14 protein-coding genes are annotated in these 13,008 nt (G+C 38.4%); 2 read left to right on the forward strand and 12 right to left on the reverse strand.

Going from position 1 to position 13,008, the window contains the following annotated elements; translation table 11 throughout:
- Positions 1–189: 189 nt before the first annotated feature.
- From I858_RS15765 to I858_RS15780, 3 genes are all read right to left on the reverse strand, one after another.
- Positions 190–1,842 (reverse strand): b(o/a)3-type cytochrome-c oxidase subunit 1, encoded by a 1,653-nt coding sequence (locus I858_RS15765; RefSeq protein WP_049693782.1) that lies wholly within the window; start codon positions 1,840–1,842, stop codon positions 190–192.
- A complete protein-coding gene (locus tag I858_RS15770; protein WP_049693783.1) occupies positions 1,839–2,312 on the reverse strand; it encodes a cytochrome c oxidase subunit II in 474 nt (157 codons plus the stop codon). Before I858_RS15770 ends, I858_RS15765 begins: the two co-directional genes overlap by 4 nt.
- Positions 2,313–2,610: 298 nt before the next feature.
- Positions 2,611–3,312 (reverse strand): Crp/Fnr family transcriptional regulator, encoded by a 702-nt coding sequence (locus I858_RS15780; RefSeq protein ID WP_420812627.1) that lies wholly within the window; start codon positions 3,310–3,312, stop codon positions 2,611–2,613.
- 188 nt (positions 3,313–3,500) lie between these two features.
- Here I858_RS15780 and I858_RS15785 point away from each other — a divergent pair, with 188 nt between their 5' ends.
- Both I858_RS15785 and I858_RS15790 read left to right on the forward strand, forming a co-directional pair.
- A complete protein-coding gene (locus I858_RS15785; protein ID WP_049693786.1) occupies positions 3,501–3,965 on the forward strand; it encodes a universal stress protein in 465 nt (154 codons plus the stop codon).
- A 351-nt stretch (positions 3,966–4,316) separates the two neighbouring features.
- Positions 4,317–5,726 carry a murein hydrolase activator EnvC family protein gene (locus I858_RS15790; RefSeq protein ID WP_049693787.1) on the forward strand — a complete coding sequence of 470 codons (1,410 nt, stop codon included), beginning with the start codon at positions 4,317–4,319 and terminating at the stop codon, positions 5,724–5,726.
- Positions 5,727–5,801: 75 nt separating this feature from the next.
- Here I858_RS15790 and I858_RS15795 read toward each other — a convergent pair whose 3' ends face one another.
- The 9 genes from I858_RS15795 to I858_RS15835 form a co-directional block, all read right to left on the reverse strand.
- Positions 5,802–6,893, reverse strand: coding sequence for a low temperature requirement protein A (locus tag I858_RS15795; protein WP_049693788.1), 1,092 nt, complete (start codon positions 6,891–6,893; stop codon positions 5,802–5,804).
- A gap of 206 nt (positions 6,894–7,099) precedes the next feature.
- Positions 7,100–8,044, reverse strand: coding sequence for a ring-cleaving dioxygenase (locus tag I858_RS15800; RefSeq protein WP_049693789.1), 945 nt, complete (start codon positions 8,042–8,044; stop codon positions 7,100–7,102).
- A gap of 49 nt (positions 8,045–8,093) precedes the next feature.
- Positions 8,094–8,699, reverse strand: a complete 606-nt coding sequence (locus I858_RS15805; protein WP_049693856.1) for an alpha/beta hydrolase — start codon at positions 8,697–8,699, stop codon at positions 8,094–8,096.
- A gap of 29 nt (positions 8,700–8,728) precedes the next feature.
- Positions 8,729–9,334, reverse strand: a complete 606-nt coding sequence (locus tag I858_RS15810) for a flavin reductase family protein (RefSeq protein WP_049693790.1) — start codon at positions 9,332–9,334, stop codon at positions 8,729–8,731.
- 44 nt (positions 9,335–9,378) lie between these two features.
- Positions 9,379–10,320, reverse strand: a complete 942-nt coding sequence (locus I858_RS15815; RefSeq protein WP_049693791.1) for a VOC family protein — start codon at positions 10,318–10,320, stop codon at positions 9,379–9,381.
- A gap of 160 nt (positions 10,321–10,480) precedes the next feature.
- Entirely contained in the window at positions 10,481–11,023 is a 543-nt protein-coding gene (locus tag I858_RS15820) for an NADPH-dependent FMN reductase (RefSeq protein WP_049693792.1), read from the reverse strand.
- 47 nt (positions 11,024–11,070) lie between these two features.
- On the reverse strand, positions 11,071–12,054 hold the full coding sequence (locus I858_RS15825) for a ring-cleaving dioxygenase (protein WP_049693793.1): 984 nt from the start codon (positions 12,052–12,054) through the stop codon (positions 11,071–11,073).
- 59 nt (positions 12,055–12,113) lie between these two features.
- On the reverse strand, positions 12,114–12,545 hold the full coding sequence (locus I858_RS15830; protein ID WP_049693794.1) for a MarR family winged helix-turn-helix transcriptional regulator: 432 nt from the start codon (positions 12,543–12,545) through the stop codon (positions 12,114–12,116).
- A gap of 179 nt (positions 12,546–12,724) precedes the next feature.
- Positions 12,725–13,000, reverse strand: coding sequence for a GNAT family N-acetyltransferase (locus I858_RS15835; RefSeq protein WP_049693795.1), 276 nt, complete (start codon positions 12,998–13,000; stop codon positions 12,725–12,727).
- Positions 13,001–13,008: the final 8 nt, after the last annotated feature.

Genomic DNA, 13,008 nt, shown 5'->3' on the forward strand with positions numbered 1-13,008 from the left:
CTTTCGCATAAGACAATAAAGACTGCTCAAAAGCATAAAAAAGACAGTTAGGAAATCATTTATCTCGATTTCCTAACTGTCTTCTATAATTACTCTTCTTCTATAGAAGATACTTCTACGATCATCGCGGTAAACGCGATAAACACAACCATCAATGATAAAACCATTGTGAACATTGTTCTTCAACTCCTACCACGTTTTGAATCCTTCTGAGCCTGGCGGTGCATGTTGAATCATATGTGTTAGCGGAATTGCATAGGCAAGTGCAATGAGTGCTAAAGCAAGACCAATCCAAATCCACCAATTCTCTAACCATTTCGGCGTATTGCTCATATCACTTTCAGCCAACGGAAAATCGACCATATCTTTCGCTTCAACAGCTTTGGGTGAAAGGAACATCGTCATGATAACGATGTAAATCAAAATCATTGCCGACATAAACAAAATGCTGCCGCCAATTGCCATTGTGACGTGATTGGTTAAAATACCATCAAACCATTCTGCTGAAGAGGGATGATTGTTATAACTAGAGTAAGCAGTTCTTCTTGGTGCTCCGAGAAGACCTAATAGATGCTGCGCTGTCGACATTAATAGCATCCCGATAGACCACGTAATAATTTGCACCAGTCCTAGAACTTTCATAGATTTAGTAAATTTCCGACCTGTTAAATAGGGGATCAGCCAAAAGGTTACGCCCATAAATGTCATCGCTACTGGCGTTCCTACAGTAATATGGAAATGTCCAACAATCCATAACGTATTATGAACCACTTCGTTTAACTGAAAACTCGCATTGATAATCCCGCCTGCTCCACCTGGAATAAAGAACAGCATGGCGATAAAAATAGACGTAAAGCGAATATCTTTCCAAGGCAATTTCGTAAACCAACCGAAAAGACCTTTGCCGCCGTTTTTACGACCTGCAATTTCAAATGTTGCAAACATCGAGAATGCCGTCATCAATGATGGAACGATGACCATAAATGTTAAAACAACCTGAAGAAATTTCCAAAAATTCGAGATACCCGGTTCTGTCAGCTGGTGGTGAAAACCAACCGGAATTGAAAACAAGATAAACAAAACGAAAGACATACGTGCCAGTGAATCACTAAAAACTTTTACACCTAACAGTTTTGGTACAATCACGTACCAAGCCATATAGGCTGGCAGCAACCAAAAGTAAACGAGAGGATGACCAAAATACCAAAACAATGAGCGACTGAGTTCGACATCAATCGTATCGGTCCATCCAAATGCCCACGGAATGTATTGAAACAGAACCGTCGCTACAACTCCAAGACATGCAATGATCCACATGATAATGGTTGTAATGGTCATAAAAGCAAACAACGGACTTAACTGCCCTTTGTGATTTTTACGCCATACACGGTAATGCCCCACCAACGCAAAACTACTAATCCATGTTCCAATAATCACTAACGCAAGTCCGACATAGAAAAAGCCACTTGCTTTTAAAGGTGCATAAAAGGTATACATGACAGAAGCTTGTCCAGAAATGATCATAGCCGTTGCCATAACAGTCCCAAGCAAGGTCACCCAAAAACCAATCCAAGAAAACAAGCGAACTTTAGGTCCAAAGCTACCTAAACTCTTACTCATTCCTGTAATAAAGAAACCAAAAATAAAAAATGTCGTATAGATAAGTGCGAGCAAGACACCGTGTGCCGTTAAGATTTGGTAATAATCCAACCAAGCAGGCAATTGAAGTGCGTCATTGCGGATAAATACTTGAAGTAGTCCACATAAAGTCCCGATTAAAAATGCAGTATAGGCGACACCGATATTCCATAAAGCAATTTTGCGATCTTGCAAAGCAATCATTCTTCATACACCTCTATTTCTGTATACATCATATGGTGACCTGTCCCACAGTATTCATTGCAAAGAATCAAATACGTACCGGGCTTTTCAAACGTATACGATTTTGTCGTAATGCGACCTGGAACGACCATCATATTGACTTTCGTGTTATCAATCGTAAAACTATGAACTACATCCGTACTGGTAACTTTAAAAACGACTTCTTTGCCTACCGGAACTTTCAATTCAGGTGCTGTGTACCCAAAAGCCATTGCCACAATGGTTGCTTGATATGTATCGTCATCTAATTGCGTGACTCCCGGATTGTCAAACGGTGCTGTTTCGTTCACTTTTTTAGGGTCAATGGTTTCCATCCCTCCAGCAGGTGTATGATTCTGAGAAAACGCGCTCACTCCCACTACACTTAAGAATATAATTAGAGATATAACCCCTAAAGTTAGCCAAATTTTTTCGTATTTATGAAGATGCATTTTAACCTACTCCTTTCGTTCTGTCTTAACGAGCTACATATAATAAATATACAGCGACCCACATGACCACAATGACGAGTCCCACTATAAGAACACTTACAAAAGTACCTTTTAGATTGACCTCTGGCTCTGACTTTTTCTGACTCATTCGCTATCACCTCTTATTCTTATCAGCTTTACTTTTAGCCTATGCTATCTCTAGGTGTCACACTGTGACATTTATCACAATCACCTCTTTTTTTTATTAATTAGGCAAATTTAAGTCAAAAAAAAGCCTGCCCAGTGGCAAGCTTTTCAATCAATCAATTTTACATAAGTAAACCGGACAGTTTTCACAATTTGTTTCGGTTTTTAAATAACCCAGATTATGCACTAGTATTTTTCCTTCATCTACACTTAAAATGTCTTTTTTCTTCAAATCGGCTAACATACGGTTAACCACTTCTCTTGTCATTCCGCAAAAGTTGGCAAGATCTTGGTTTGTTAATACCATATCAATCAAAATTCCTTTTTCTTTTTCGATGCCATAACTGTTTGACAGACGAATTAAAGTTGAATACAGAGCTCCTTTTTTGCCATGAAGTAGCAAATCCCGGAATTTTGTTTGCGTTTTTTGTTGATCAATTCCCATCCACTTCATAAATGCTATGGCTAAGCGACCATTCGACTGCATCGCTTCTTCTAAATCTTTTATAGAAATTTGAAGATACACAGCATCTTCTATCGCACGTGCATCTAACACATATTTAGAGGCATCGGAAAAAATAGTTACTTCTCCTACTAATTGACCTGGTCCACAGATCTTAAGCGTCAATTCACGACCATCGGGTGTTACTTTTTCAATCCTGATTTTGCCTGACCGAATGATTGAAATTCCTTCAGTCAGATCTCCTTCACGAAATAAAAAATCCCCTTTTTTTATTTCTTTTACTTGGTGGCAGACGGACAATAATTCGTCGATGCCTGTTAATGCGTCGGTGTTTCTCATATTAGATTTCAAAATCTCATCTACCTCCCATATCGCATTACGAATCCATCAATTTAGTTTATTTTATCACGAATTCTCTTATGAATTTTATAAACTTTCACTTGGTAGACACTGTATGGTGAAGAAGCTGCACTAGTTAAGAAGGAATTCAAGCTACAAATGGCGAATGAGTACTAGTAAGAAACAAGGAGGAATGCAAAATGACGTTAAAATATTCCACTATTCTCGTAGCAGTCGATGGTTCTAAAGAATCTGAATTAGCATTTAATAAAGGTGTATCCGCTGCTACACGAAATAATGCCTCATTGTATCTTGTCCACATTATTGACAATCGTTCATTTGGCTCAATTGACGCTTACGACCGCACAATTGCAGATCGTACAAAGAAAACATCTGAAGAGTTACTAGATGGTTTTAAAGAACAAGCTCTTGCTGCTGGTGTAGAAAAAGTAGAAGTGATCGTTGAATATGGAGTGCCAAAAATCGTTATTCCAAAAGAACTCGCACCTAAGCTAAATGTCGATGTGATCATTTGTGGCGCAACTGGATTAAATGCGGCTGAACGTTTTGTCATGGGGAGTGTTTCCGAACGAATTGTTCGCACGGCTAAATGCGATGTCCTCGTTGTTCGTCGAGACCCAACTGATGTATTAGCAGACGCTTAAGTAAAAGTCTTTCCTTTTCTAATAGGAAAGGCTTTTTTATTTTGTTGAAATCCTTCTATATTTTCTCTAGTAAAATTTTATGTTACATTTAAAACATTTGTCTTTTAACGTTTTTCACTAAACCGTCATATTCTTATCAAAATTACGCATTTACTTGCTATTTTGCTCTGTTTTGTCATTTTAGATTTCTAATTGATAACAAACTGTAACAATAAATAGGTTTATCTGATGGTACAATGATTTTGCTGGATTTTTCCTAAGGATTTCAAATTTAAGGAACAGCATCATGATAACAGAATTTTTTCAACATAACTTATAGATGAGTCACGGATATGAAAGGGGATCAACAGTTTGAATAGAACATCAAAATTTCTAACAGTCGTTTTATCTTCTGTATTGGCTTTAACTATGTTTTTGCCTTCCGCAAATGCTGATACATTAACCGACTTACAGAAACAAAAACAAGAAGTTCAACAAAAGCAAAGTGAATTAAACTCCGGCATCCAACAAAAAGCTGGTGAGATTTCTCAGAACCAAACCACACTTGAGAAAATCATCGCAAAAATTCGCGAGTTGGATAATCAAATCATCGAAACACAAACTGAAATTGATGTTGCTCAAGCCGAAATCGATCAAACAAAAGTGGAAATCGATAAATTGAGAAAATCAATTGAAGAACTTGAACGAAAAATCGCAGAACGCGAAGAACTTCTAAAAGAACGTGCACGCGCTATTCAATTAAGTGGTGGATCAGTAGACTACATAGATGTACTTTTGGGTGCAAATAGTTTTGTTGATTTTATTGATCGCTTTTCAGCAGTCAACATCTTAATCGAAGCAGATCGTGAAATTATGCGTGAGCAGGCAGCTGACAAAAAATTGCTTGCCGAGCAAAAAGCGGAAGTAGAAACAAAATTGGCCGAGCAAGAAGCTGCTAAAGCTACATTGGTTCAATTGAAAAATTCATTAGATGCTCAGAAAAACGAGCAAACTCAACTTGAAAAAGAGTTAAAAACTGAACAACAACGTCTAGCTAAAGATAAGTCAGCACTTGAATCAGAACACAACAAAACTATGAACATTAGTGCAGAACTTGAGAAAAAAATTGGCGCAGAGCAAGCGCGTCTTGCAGAAGTCGCACGTAAAGCTGAAGAAGCGCGTTTGGCTAAAGAAGCCGCTGCACGTAAAGCTGAAGCTCAGCGTCAAGCCGCTGCACAAGCTGAAGCAAATGCTGCACAAGCAGCATCAGCAAAAGCCACTGCAGCTTCTAATGCTGCATCAGCTGCATCAGTTGCATCAGTTGCATCAACACCAGCCAAAGCACCTGTACAAGCTGTAGCTTCTAATGCAGGTAGTTCAACATTCATTTTGCCTGCTTCTGGACGCTTTACTTCTGGCTTTGGTGGACGTGACATTGGAGTAGGCGCAGAGTCTCATCTTGGAATGGATATTGCCAACTCAACAGGAACACCAATTGTTGCTGCTGCAAGCGGAGTTGTTTCGCACGCAGGGAATATGGGTGGTTACGGAAATGTTGTCATCATTACTCATTCAATTAATGGTCAAACTCATTCAACCGTCTACGGACATATGAGCTCGATCAATGTATCTGTTGGACAATCCGTATCACAAGGTCAACAAGTTGGTGGCATGGGTAACACAGGTCGCTCAACCGGTACACATCTTCATTTTGAAATTCATGTAGGACCATGGAATGGCGCACGATCAAACGCAGTCAACCCAGCTCCTTACGTTCGATAATAGACAAAAAACCCGACTTCTCAAATGAGAAGTCGGGTTTTTCTTTTTCTTCAAGTTGTTAAAGTTAAAAAGTCATTACCTAGTCGTAACATAAGTATAAATTACGAAGAATACCAGCAGTTCACTCAATAAAACTATTTCTTCAACAGGAATCAACAAATTAAAGATTAAAAACACTACTAAAATAGAAATAAAGAATAGTAAATGCCATACTTGCAATCGATGTTCCGGCATACGGTATTTATGGAAAACCACTGTTGTCGATAAGAAATAAACAAAAGCCGTTCCAAACGTTAGCAGTAATAGGAAGCTTGGATCTACTTTATACAAATAACTCATCCGAATGACAGCGGCGAACAAGCTCATGGACATTAAAATAAATAAATGACCATATATGATGATTTGACCAGAAGTGCGAATTTCTTTATCAATTTTCTTTTCAAGGTTATCGAAATATTGCCACCACATGGCAATGATCAATAGAAATGCTAAGAAAATAATGGATACTTCACTCCATAAAAATCCTTCTGTTTCAAATATGGCGACAAGGCTAACAATCGATTCTCCAAATAAGATTATTGTTAATAAGCCAAATCGTTCTAATAAATGCGGCGTATTAACCGGAACTTTTTTCAAGTGTTTTCGGCTTAAGATAGGGACTAAAATGTCTACAAAAATACCTAAATACAAGAAGAAATACCGAATCCAAGAATCGAAAAATAAAGATAACAGCGAGATGGTTATACCGATTAAAAAGCCATATCCTAGTCTTTTAGCCACTTGGTACTCTTCACCATGCACTTCACGCATCGTGTACAAGTATTGGATAGATGTTACTAAACGAACACCTATATAGCCGATTAAAAATGGCATGTAATAGCTATCAAAGTCAGGTGATAAACTTGCCGTCAGTACGACCATGAAAAACATTTGTAAAATCATAAATAAGCGATGGGATAATCTATCTTCTCCGAAGCGATTGGTATACAGTGTGTGACCTACCCATGACCACCAAATCGGGATAAATATAAGGACAAACTTTAAAAGAAATTCTATAGGAATTACTCCGTCTTCTAGATGGAGCAATACATGTGTTGCTTTTGCTATAGCGGCAACAAAAATTAAATCAAAAAATAGTTCTAACCACAATACGGGTTTGTGAGTCATTCGTTTTCACTCCTTACGTGCGTGAATTTATAATAAAATCCTTTAGTTCTCTTAAAATTATATAGTTTTTACAAAGGATCCGCATTGCTCCTTTGTAATTTAGTTTTCACCTTCTTTTAATGAGCGAAACTAAAGGGCTAAACGATTTGATTTTCGTTTAGCCCCCAGCTACAACCCATATAGAATTCAATCGCTTTAGTTAATGATTACTTTGTTGTATCAACTGAACGAACTTCAAATGGGATAAGAGATTCTTTTACTTTTTCACGGTGCTGCTCGTATTGTGGAGGCAACATTAAGTTTTCTCCCATTGTTTCAAGTGATTCATCGTGTGCAAACCCTGGAGGATCTGTTGCGATTTCAAACAAGATTTCTCCGTGTTCTCTAAAGTAAATGGCATTGAAATAATTGCGGTCTTTTACTTCAGTTACACCAAATCCTTGGTTGCGAACAAATTCTTGCCATTCCACTTGATCTTGATCGTCATTTGCACGCCAAGCAATGTGGTGCACAGTTCCAACACCCATTTCTCCGCGACCAAGAGGTGTCGCTTTCAAGTCGATGATATTGCCAATTTCACTAGAAGAATGGAAACGGATTAAGTCGCCTTCTTCTCCAACTTTCTCAAGTCCCATCACTTCTTCAAGCGTTTTTGCCGTTTGCTCTGGACGTGCCGAAAGTAAAGTGGCACCTGCAAATCCTTTAATCGCGACTTCTGGAGTAACATCTCCAAATGCAAAATCATTTTGTTTTCCAGCTTGTCGTTCTACCAACTCAAGTTGTAAGCCGTGAGGATCTTCAAATATAACGTACGTTTCGTTAAAACGTTGTTCTTTTCCAAAGTTGATGTTGAGTTTTCCTAAACGTTTTTCCCAGAATGACAATGCACCAGTTGGCACAACAAACGAGATAACGCCAACTTGCCCTGCTCCAATTTTACCTTGAAATGCATTTGCCCACGGGAAAAACGTAATAATCGTTCCAGGTTCGCCGCCTTGGTTTCCAAAGTACAAGTGGTATGTTCCTGGGTCATCGAAGTTTATCGTTTTTTTAACTAATCTTAAACCGAGTACACCTGCATAAAAATCAACGTTTTCTTGCGGATGACCTACGATTGCTGTTATATGGTGAATTCCAGTAGTTTTTTTCATATTGTTTCCTCCTCTATTACGCGAACTTTTTATTTGGTTTATCTTTTTATTAAAATCTGTCGTTATACCATTGTCTTGCTGCTTCTACTTCACTTCCGGTTAATTGGTGGCCATTGTTTTCCCAATGAACTTCCACAGAAGCTTTTGCAGATTTCAGCATTTCGTGAAGTTCTTCTGCTTCTTTTACCGGTGAAATCGGATCATTCGTTCCGGCTGCAATAAAGACTTTTCTTCCTGAAAGGTCTGGCAGTTCAATATTACGTAATGGCACCATTGGGTGATGTAAAATAGCGCCTGTTATTGCATTTTTAAAGTGATATAACAAACTTGCTGCGATGTTTGCACCATTTGAATAGCCAATAGCGACGATGTTATTGCGGTCAAATTCATATTTCGTTGCCGCTTCATCTAAAAATTCATTGAGTTCATTTGTACGGAATACTAAATCCTCTTCATCAAATACGCCTTCGCTTAAGCGTCTGAAGAATCGAGGCATGCCTTGTTCTGAAACATTTCCTCGTACACTAAGGACAGATGCTTCTGAGTCAATCATCGGTGCAAGTGACAAGAGTGAATTTTCATTTCCGCCTGTTCCGTGTAATAACAGTAATACCGGTTTTTCTGGATTTGTTCCTTTTCTAAAAATATGTTCCATTTCCATTTATTATTCCTCTTTTCTTTTTATTATTTTGGTCTTTCGATTGAAAAGATTTCGCCTATATGCGCATAATTTGTACCTGCTAAACGGCTAACTGCCCCTAATCCTCTAGGATCAATGCGACCACTTTCATATATTTCTTCATCCACGTGAAATTGAATAACTTCTCCAATAAACAAATCACTACCAGGTCCATCTCCACCTAATGGGATGGCTTGTACTAAACGACATTCCATACGCACTTTCGCTTCTTTTACACCAGGTACCGAAATTTCTTTACTTGGAATGAGTGTTAAATCAGCTTTTTCTATTTCACTTTCTGACGGTGGCAAAGATGCTGCTGTTTCATTGATTTTTGCAACGTTTTCATCATCTACAATATGCACAACGAATTCGTCTGAATCATAAATATTTCGCGCCGTGTCTTTCAATTCACCCGTTGGTCGTTGTATTGCTACAGAAACCATTGGTGGATTTGAAGAGACGATGTTGAAATAACTAAATGGTGCTCCGTTAACAACACCTGATTCAGATTGTGTGGTGATAAATGCAATTGGCCGCGGAATAATCGAACCAATTAATAATTTGTAATTGTCTCGCTCGCTATTTTCTTTCGGATTGATCGAAATCATTGTGAATTACCTCTTTTCTATTTGAGTATTAAATATGGATTAAGTTATTCAATTGGTTCTAACATTTCTTCAATTTCAGCTCTTCTATCTTCTAGAAAAGGTGGTAAGTCCAGATTTTTTCCTAACAACTCGATTGTTGAATCGATTGTAAAACCAGGTCCGTCTGTTGCCATCTCAAACAATATTCCGTTTTCATCTCTGAAATACAAACTCTCAAAATAATAACGGTCGATTATTTTCGTGACTTCTAAACCATACTCTTTAATCTTTTGTTCCCATTCTCTTAGTTCCTCGCCGTCTTTCACGCGAATCGCCAAGTGATGAATACTCCCTTTTCCAGGCTTTTCTTTTGGCCCATCTTGTTCAATAATTACGATTTCTCCAAATGCTCGTCCTTTAATGGATTGATAAACAGCTTCATGATCTTGTTCTAAAGCAAGTTCGTAGCCCAATAAGTCTGTTAATACGTTCGCCAAACTTTGTTTTGACTGAACCGTCGTTTCCACTGCACCCATTCCTAATATTCGGTGTTCAGTAGGAAGCTCTGACTCTTGCCATTCTTGCCAATGGTCTGGGACGTCTTCACCATTATTGTTTAATAAAACGAGTCGCAATCCTTCGCCATCTTCAAAATAAAGCGCTTCTCGACCAGCATATTTGGTGATTTCTCCATGCTGTACTTCTAGTGATTCAAATCTTTTCTTCCAATACAGTAAACTGTCATAAGACGGAACAAGCAATCCAATGCGTGTGATCGCATTTGTTCCGCGTTTCGTTCTACCAACCATCAGAATTTCAAAGAAAGAGAGTTCGGTACCGGCACTTCCCGTCAAGTCACCATAAAATAAATGATACATACTTGGGTCTTCCTGGTTAACCGTCTTTTTCACTCGGCGAAGCCCTAATATTTCCCGGTAAAAATGATCTGTTTCATGTCCTTTTTTAGTAACCATTGAAATATGATGATGCCCTTCAATTTTATTCATCATTACCCTCCCTTTCTTTGAAAAAACGCCTGTTGGCTTTTTCTTCATAAATTCTCAGCAAAACCTTTGAGCGAATTCAAACGTTTTGCTCAATTTTTATAATGAATCACAGAATGCACATAAACAATTGTGCATTCTGTAACCTTTTATGAAACTCAGCTTAACGAATTGTTTTCAACGCTGTTGCCCAAGGAATCACTTGGTCTAACATTTGGTTCACTGAGTCTGCTTGAACCGGTGCCGCTTTTAATGTTGAGCCGTTTTCAAAGTCAGTGAATAATGATAACGCTGGGTGTACACGTACATCTGCTACCGACAGTTCGCCTAAAATGCCACGTAAATGTTCTGCTGCACGAGCGCCACCGACTGAACCATACGAAACAATTCCGGCTGCCTTGTTATTCCATTCTGCACGCAAATAATCCAACGCATTTTTCAACGATCCCGTAATGGAATGGTTGTATTCTTGTGTAATAAAGACAAAGCCATCTTGTTTTGCAATCGCTTCTGACCATGCGACAGCTCCTGATGCATCTGTACCTTCTTCTCCAAGCAATGGCAATTTGTAATCTGCAATGTCAATCACTGTATAGTTCGCGTCTCCGCGTTTGTCTGCTAATTCTTTTACCCAGTTTCCTACTTGCGGGCTTAAGCGCCCTTCACGTGTTGATCCTAAAATTATACCGATGTTTAAGTTTGTCATTGTTGTTGCCTCCTCAAATTTGGTTCCAATTAATTTACTAGATAGGTTTATAAATATTCTTTTTCAAACGTCCGTGTGCTGCGCACTGTGTCAATTGGGCGAACTAATTTTTCAATTCTCTCGCGTTCACCTTCTAAGAATGGTGGTAGAGATAATTTTTCTCCTACTGTTTCATATGACTCATCGCCCATAAATCCTGGACCATCTGTTGCCCATTCGAACAAAACTCCTGGTGCGACGCGTGCATACAACGATTCAAAGAAGAAACGATCGACATAACCAGAAGTTTGGAACCCTTGGTTTTGCATATGGTTGATCCACTCTTCTAAAACGTTTCGATCTGCTACACGGAATGCGGCGTGGTGAACCGTACCAAAGCCTTGACGACCTTGTGGCAATAATTTATTGTGCTCAACAATCACTTGCGCGCCGTTACCGCCTTCTCCGATTTCAAACAAATAGAACGAGTCTTCTTTAGCGATTTGACGCATTAACATCGCTTTTTCTAATACTTCTTTGAATGCATCAAAGTCTGCAATGCGGATATGAACAGGTCCTAACCCTGTAATCGCAAACTCAAGTGGTACCGGACCGTTTTGCCACGGTGTACCCGATGCTACGCCCTCGTTTGTTTCATCTGAAATCAGCATGTATTGCTGGTCGTCAAAATCAACGAATGAAATGGTTTTTTTACCGAATACTTCTTGAATACCTTTGTGTGCAACTTCGTATTTTTCAAAACGTTTAATCCAGTAGTCGAGTGCAGCATCTGTTGGTACGCGGAATGCGGTTTTGTAAATTTCGTTCGTGCCATGCGTTCCTTTCGGGATATTCGGGAAGTCAAAGAACGTCATATCGGTCCCAGCAGATCCTTTATCATCGGCAAAGAATAAGTGATACGTTTGAATATCATCTTGGTTAACGGTTTTCTTTACTAAACGCATCCCTAATACGTATGTGAAAAATTCATAGTTTTTCTCGGCAGAGCTTGTAATAGCAGTTACGTGGTGAATTCCTTTTAGTTCATTCATGGGTCATTCTCCTCTTTGATTGTATTTTATCTCGAATTCGAGATATATATTTAAAAAAATTAAAATTTTACTGCCTGATAACCAATTTTCTTAACACTTTCAATTAATATTGCTACTTCAGATGGTTCAATGTTTTGAAATACTTCATTGATAGCTTTTTCGTGATCCGGGAATATTTTCTTCATTAAATCTTGTCCTTCTTCTGTCAGCTCGACGAACGTTACACGTCGATCAGTAGAACATGCATTTCGAACAACATAATTTTTTGCTTCCAGTTTATCAATAACATAAGTGATACTGTTGGCAATCAATGCTTTTTTACCAATAAGTTGTATTGGCTGACTTCCCTGGTGGTACAGTAACTCCAATACCGAAAATTCGGTTGGGTTCAAACCATACTGGGCAACATCCTTTTTTATAACTTCATGAAGAGCATCTGTTGCCCGTATTAAAACAGTTAAAGCTTTTAAATTGATATTCGACAATTCCATTTGATCCACCTCATTTCTCTCGAATTAAATTATCTTTAATTAATTTATCTTTAATATGAGATAATAATATCATGGTAAATAAAATTCGTCAACAATTTTAATTAACTAATTAAAGGTAGCCAAATTTATTTGGCTACCTTTAACAAGCGTATTGTCGCTTTCGCCTGTAGCTATCCTTATTAAGTAGCTAAGACATCTTCATATTCTGGATGACTTGAAAACTCTTTTTTAGCAAACGGACACAGCGGTACAATTCGTATATCTTCTTGTCGTGCATAATCTACCGCTTTTTTCACAAGCTTTTCACCTACACCTTGTCCTCGTAAACTCTCGCTAACATATGTGTGATCAATAATCATTAGTTTAGGTCCTGTCGGTACAAAATGAACCTCAGCGTCCGGCTCTACCGGGTCATTGCCAATATAAAATTTGTTTTCCCCAGCTTTAATTTCCATTATTCATT

It is taken from the genome of Planococcus versutus, assembly GCF_001186155.3.
Taxonomy (GTDB): Bacteria; Bacillota; Bacilli; order Bacillales_A; family Planococcaceae; genus Planococcus; species Planococcus versutus.

Bases quoted from the DNA above. Each gene is read 5' to 3' on its own strand.
- I858_RS15765 (WP_049693782.1), bottom strand. From the start codon at position 1,842: ATGATTGCTTTGCAAGATCGCAAAATTGCTTTATGGAATATCGGTGTC.
- I858_RS15770 (WP_049693783.1), bottom strand. From the start codon at position 2,312: ATGCATCTTCATAAATACGAAAAAATTTGGCTAACTTTAGGGGTTATA.
- I858_RS15785 (WP_049693786.1), top strand. From the start codon at position 3,501: ATGACGTTAAAATATTCCACTATTCTCGTAGCAGTCGATGGTTCTAAA.
- I858_RS15795 (WP_049693788.1), bottom strand. From the start codon at position 6,893: ATGACTCACAAACCCGTATTGTGGTTAGAACTATTTTTTGATTTAATT.
- I858_RS15800 (WP_049693789.1), bottom strand. From the start codon at position 8,044: ATGAAAAAAACTACTGGAATTCACCATATAACAGCAATCGTAGGTCAT.
- I858_RS15805 (WP_049693856.1), bottom strand. From the start codon at position 8,699: ATGGAACATATTTTTAGAAAAGGAACAAATCCAGAAAAACCGGTATTA.
- I858_RS15810 (WP_049693790.1), bottom strand. From the start codon at position 9,334: ATGATTTCGATCAATCCGAAAGAAAATAGCGAGCGAGACAATTACAAA.
- I858_RS15815 (WP_049693791.1), bottom strand. From the start codon at position 10,320: ATGAATAAAATTGAAGGGCATCATCATATTTCAATGGTTACTAAAAAA.
- I858_RS15820 (WP_049693792.1), bottom strand. From the start codon at position 11,023: ATGACAAACTTAAACATCGGTATAATTTTAGGATCAACACGTGAAGGG.
- I858_RS15825 (WP_049693793.1), bottom strand. From the start codon at position 12,054: ATGAATGAACTAAAAGGAATTCACCACGTAACTGCTATTACAAGCTCT.
- I858_RS15830 (WP_049693794.1), bottom strand. From the start codon at position 12,545: ATGGAATTGTCGAATATCAATTTAAAAGCTTTAACTGTTTTAATACGG.
- I858_RS15835 (WP_049693795.1), bottom strand. From the start codon at position 13,000: ATGGAAATTAAAGCTGGGGAAAACAAATTTTATATTGGCAATGACCCG.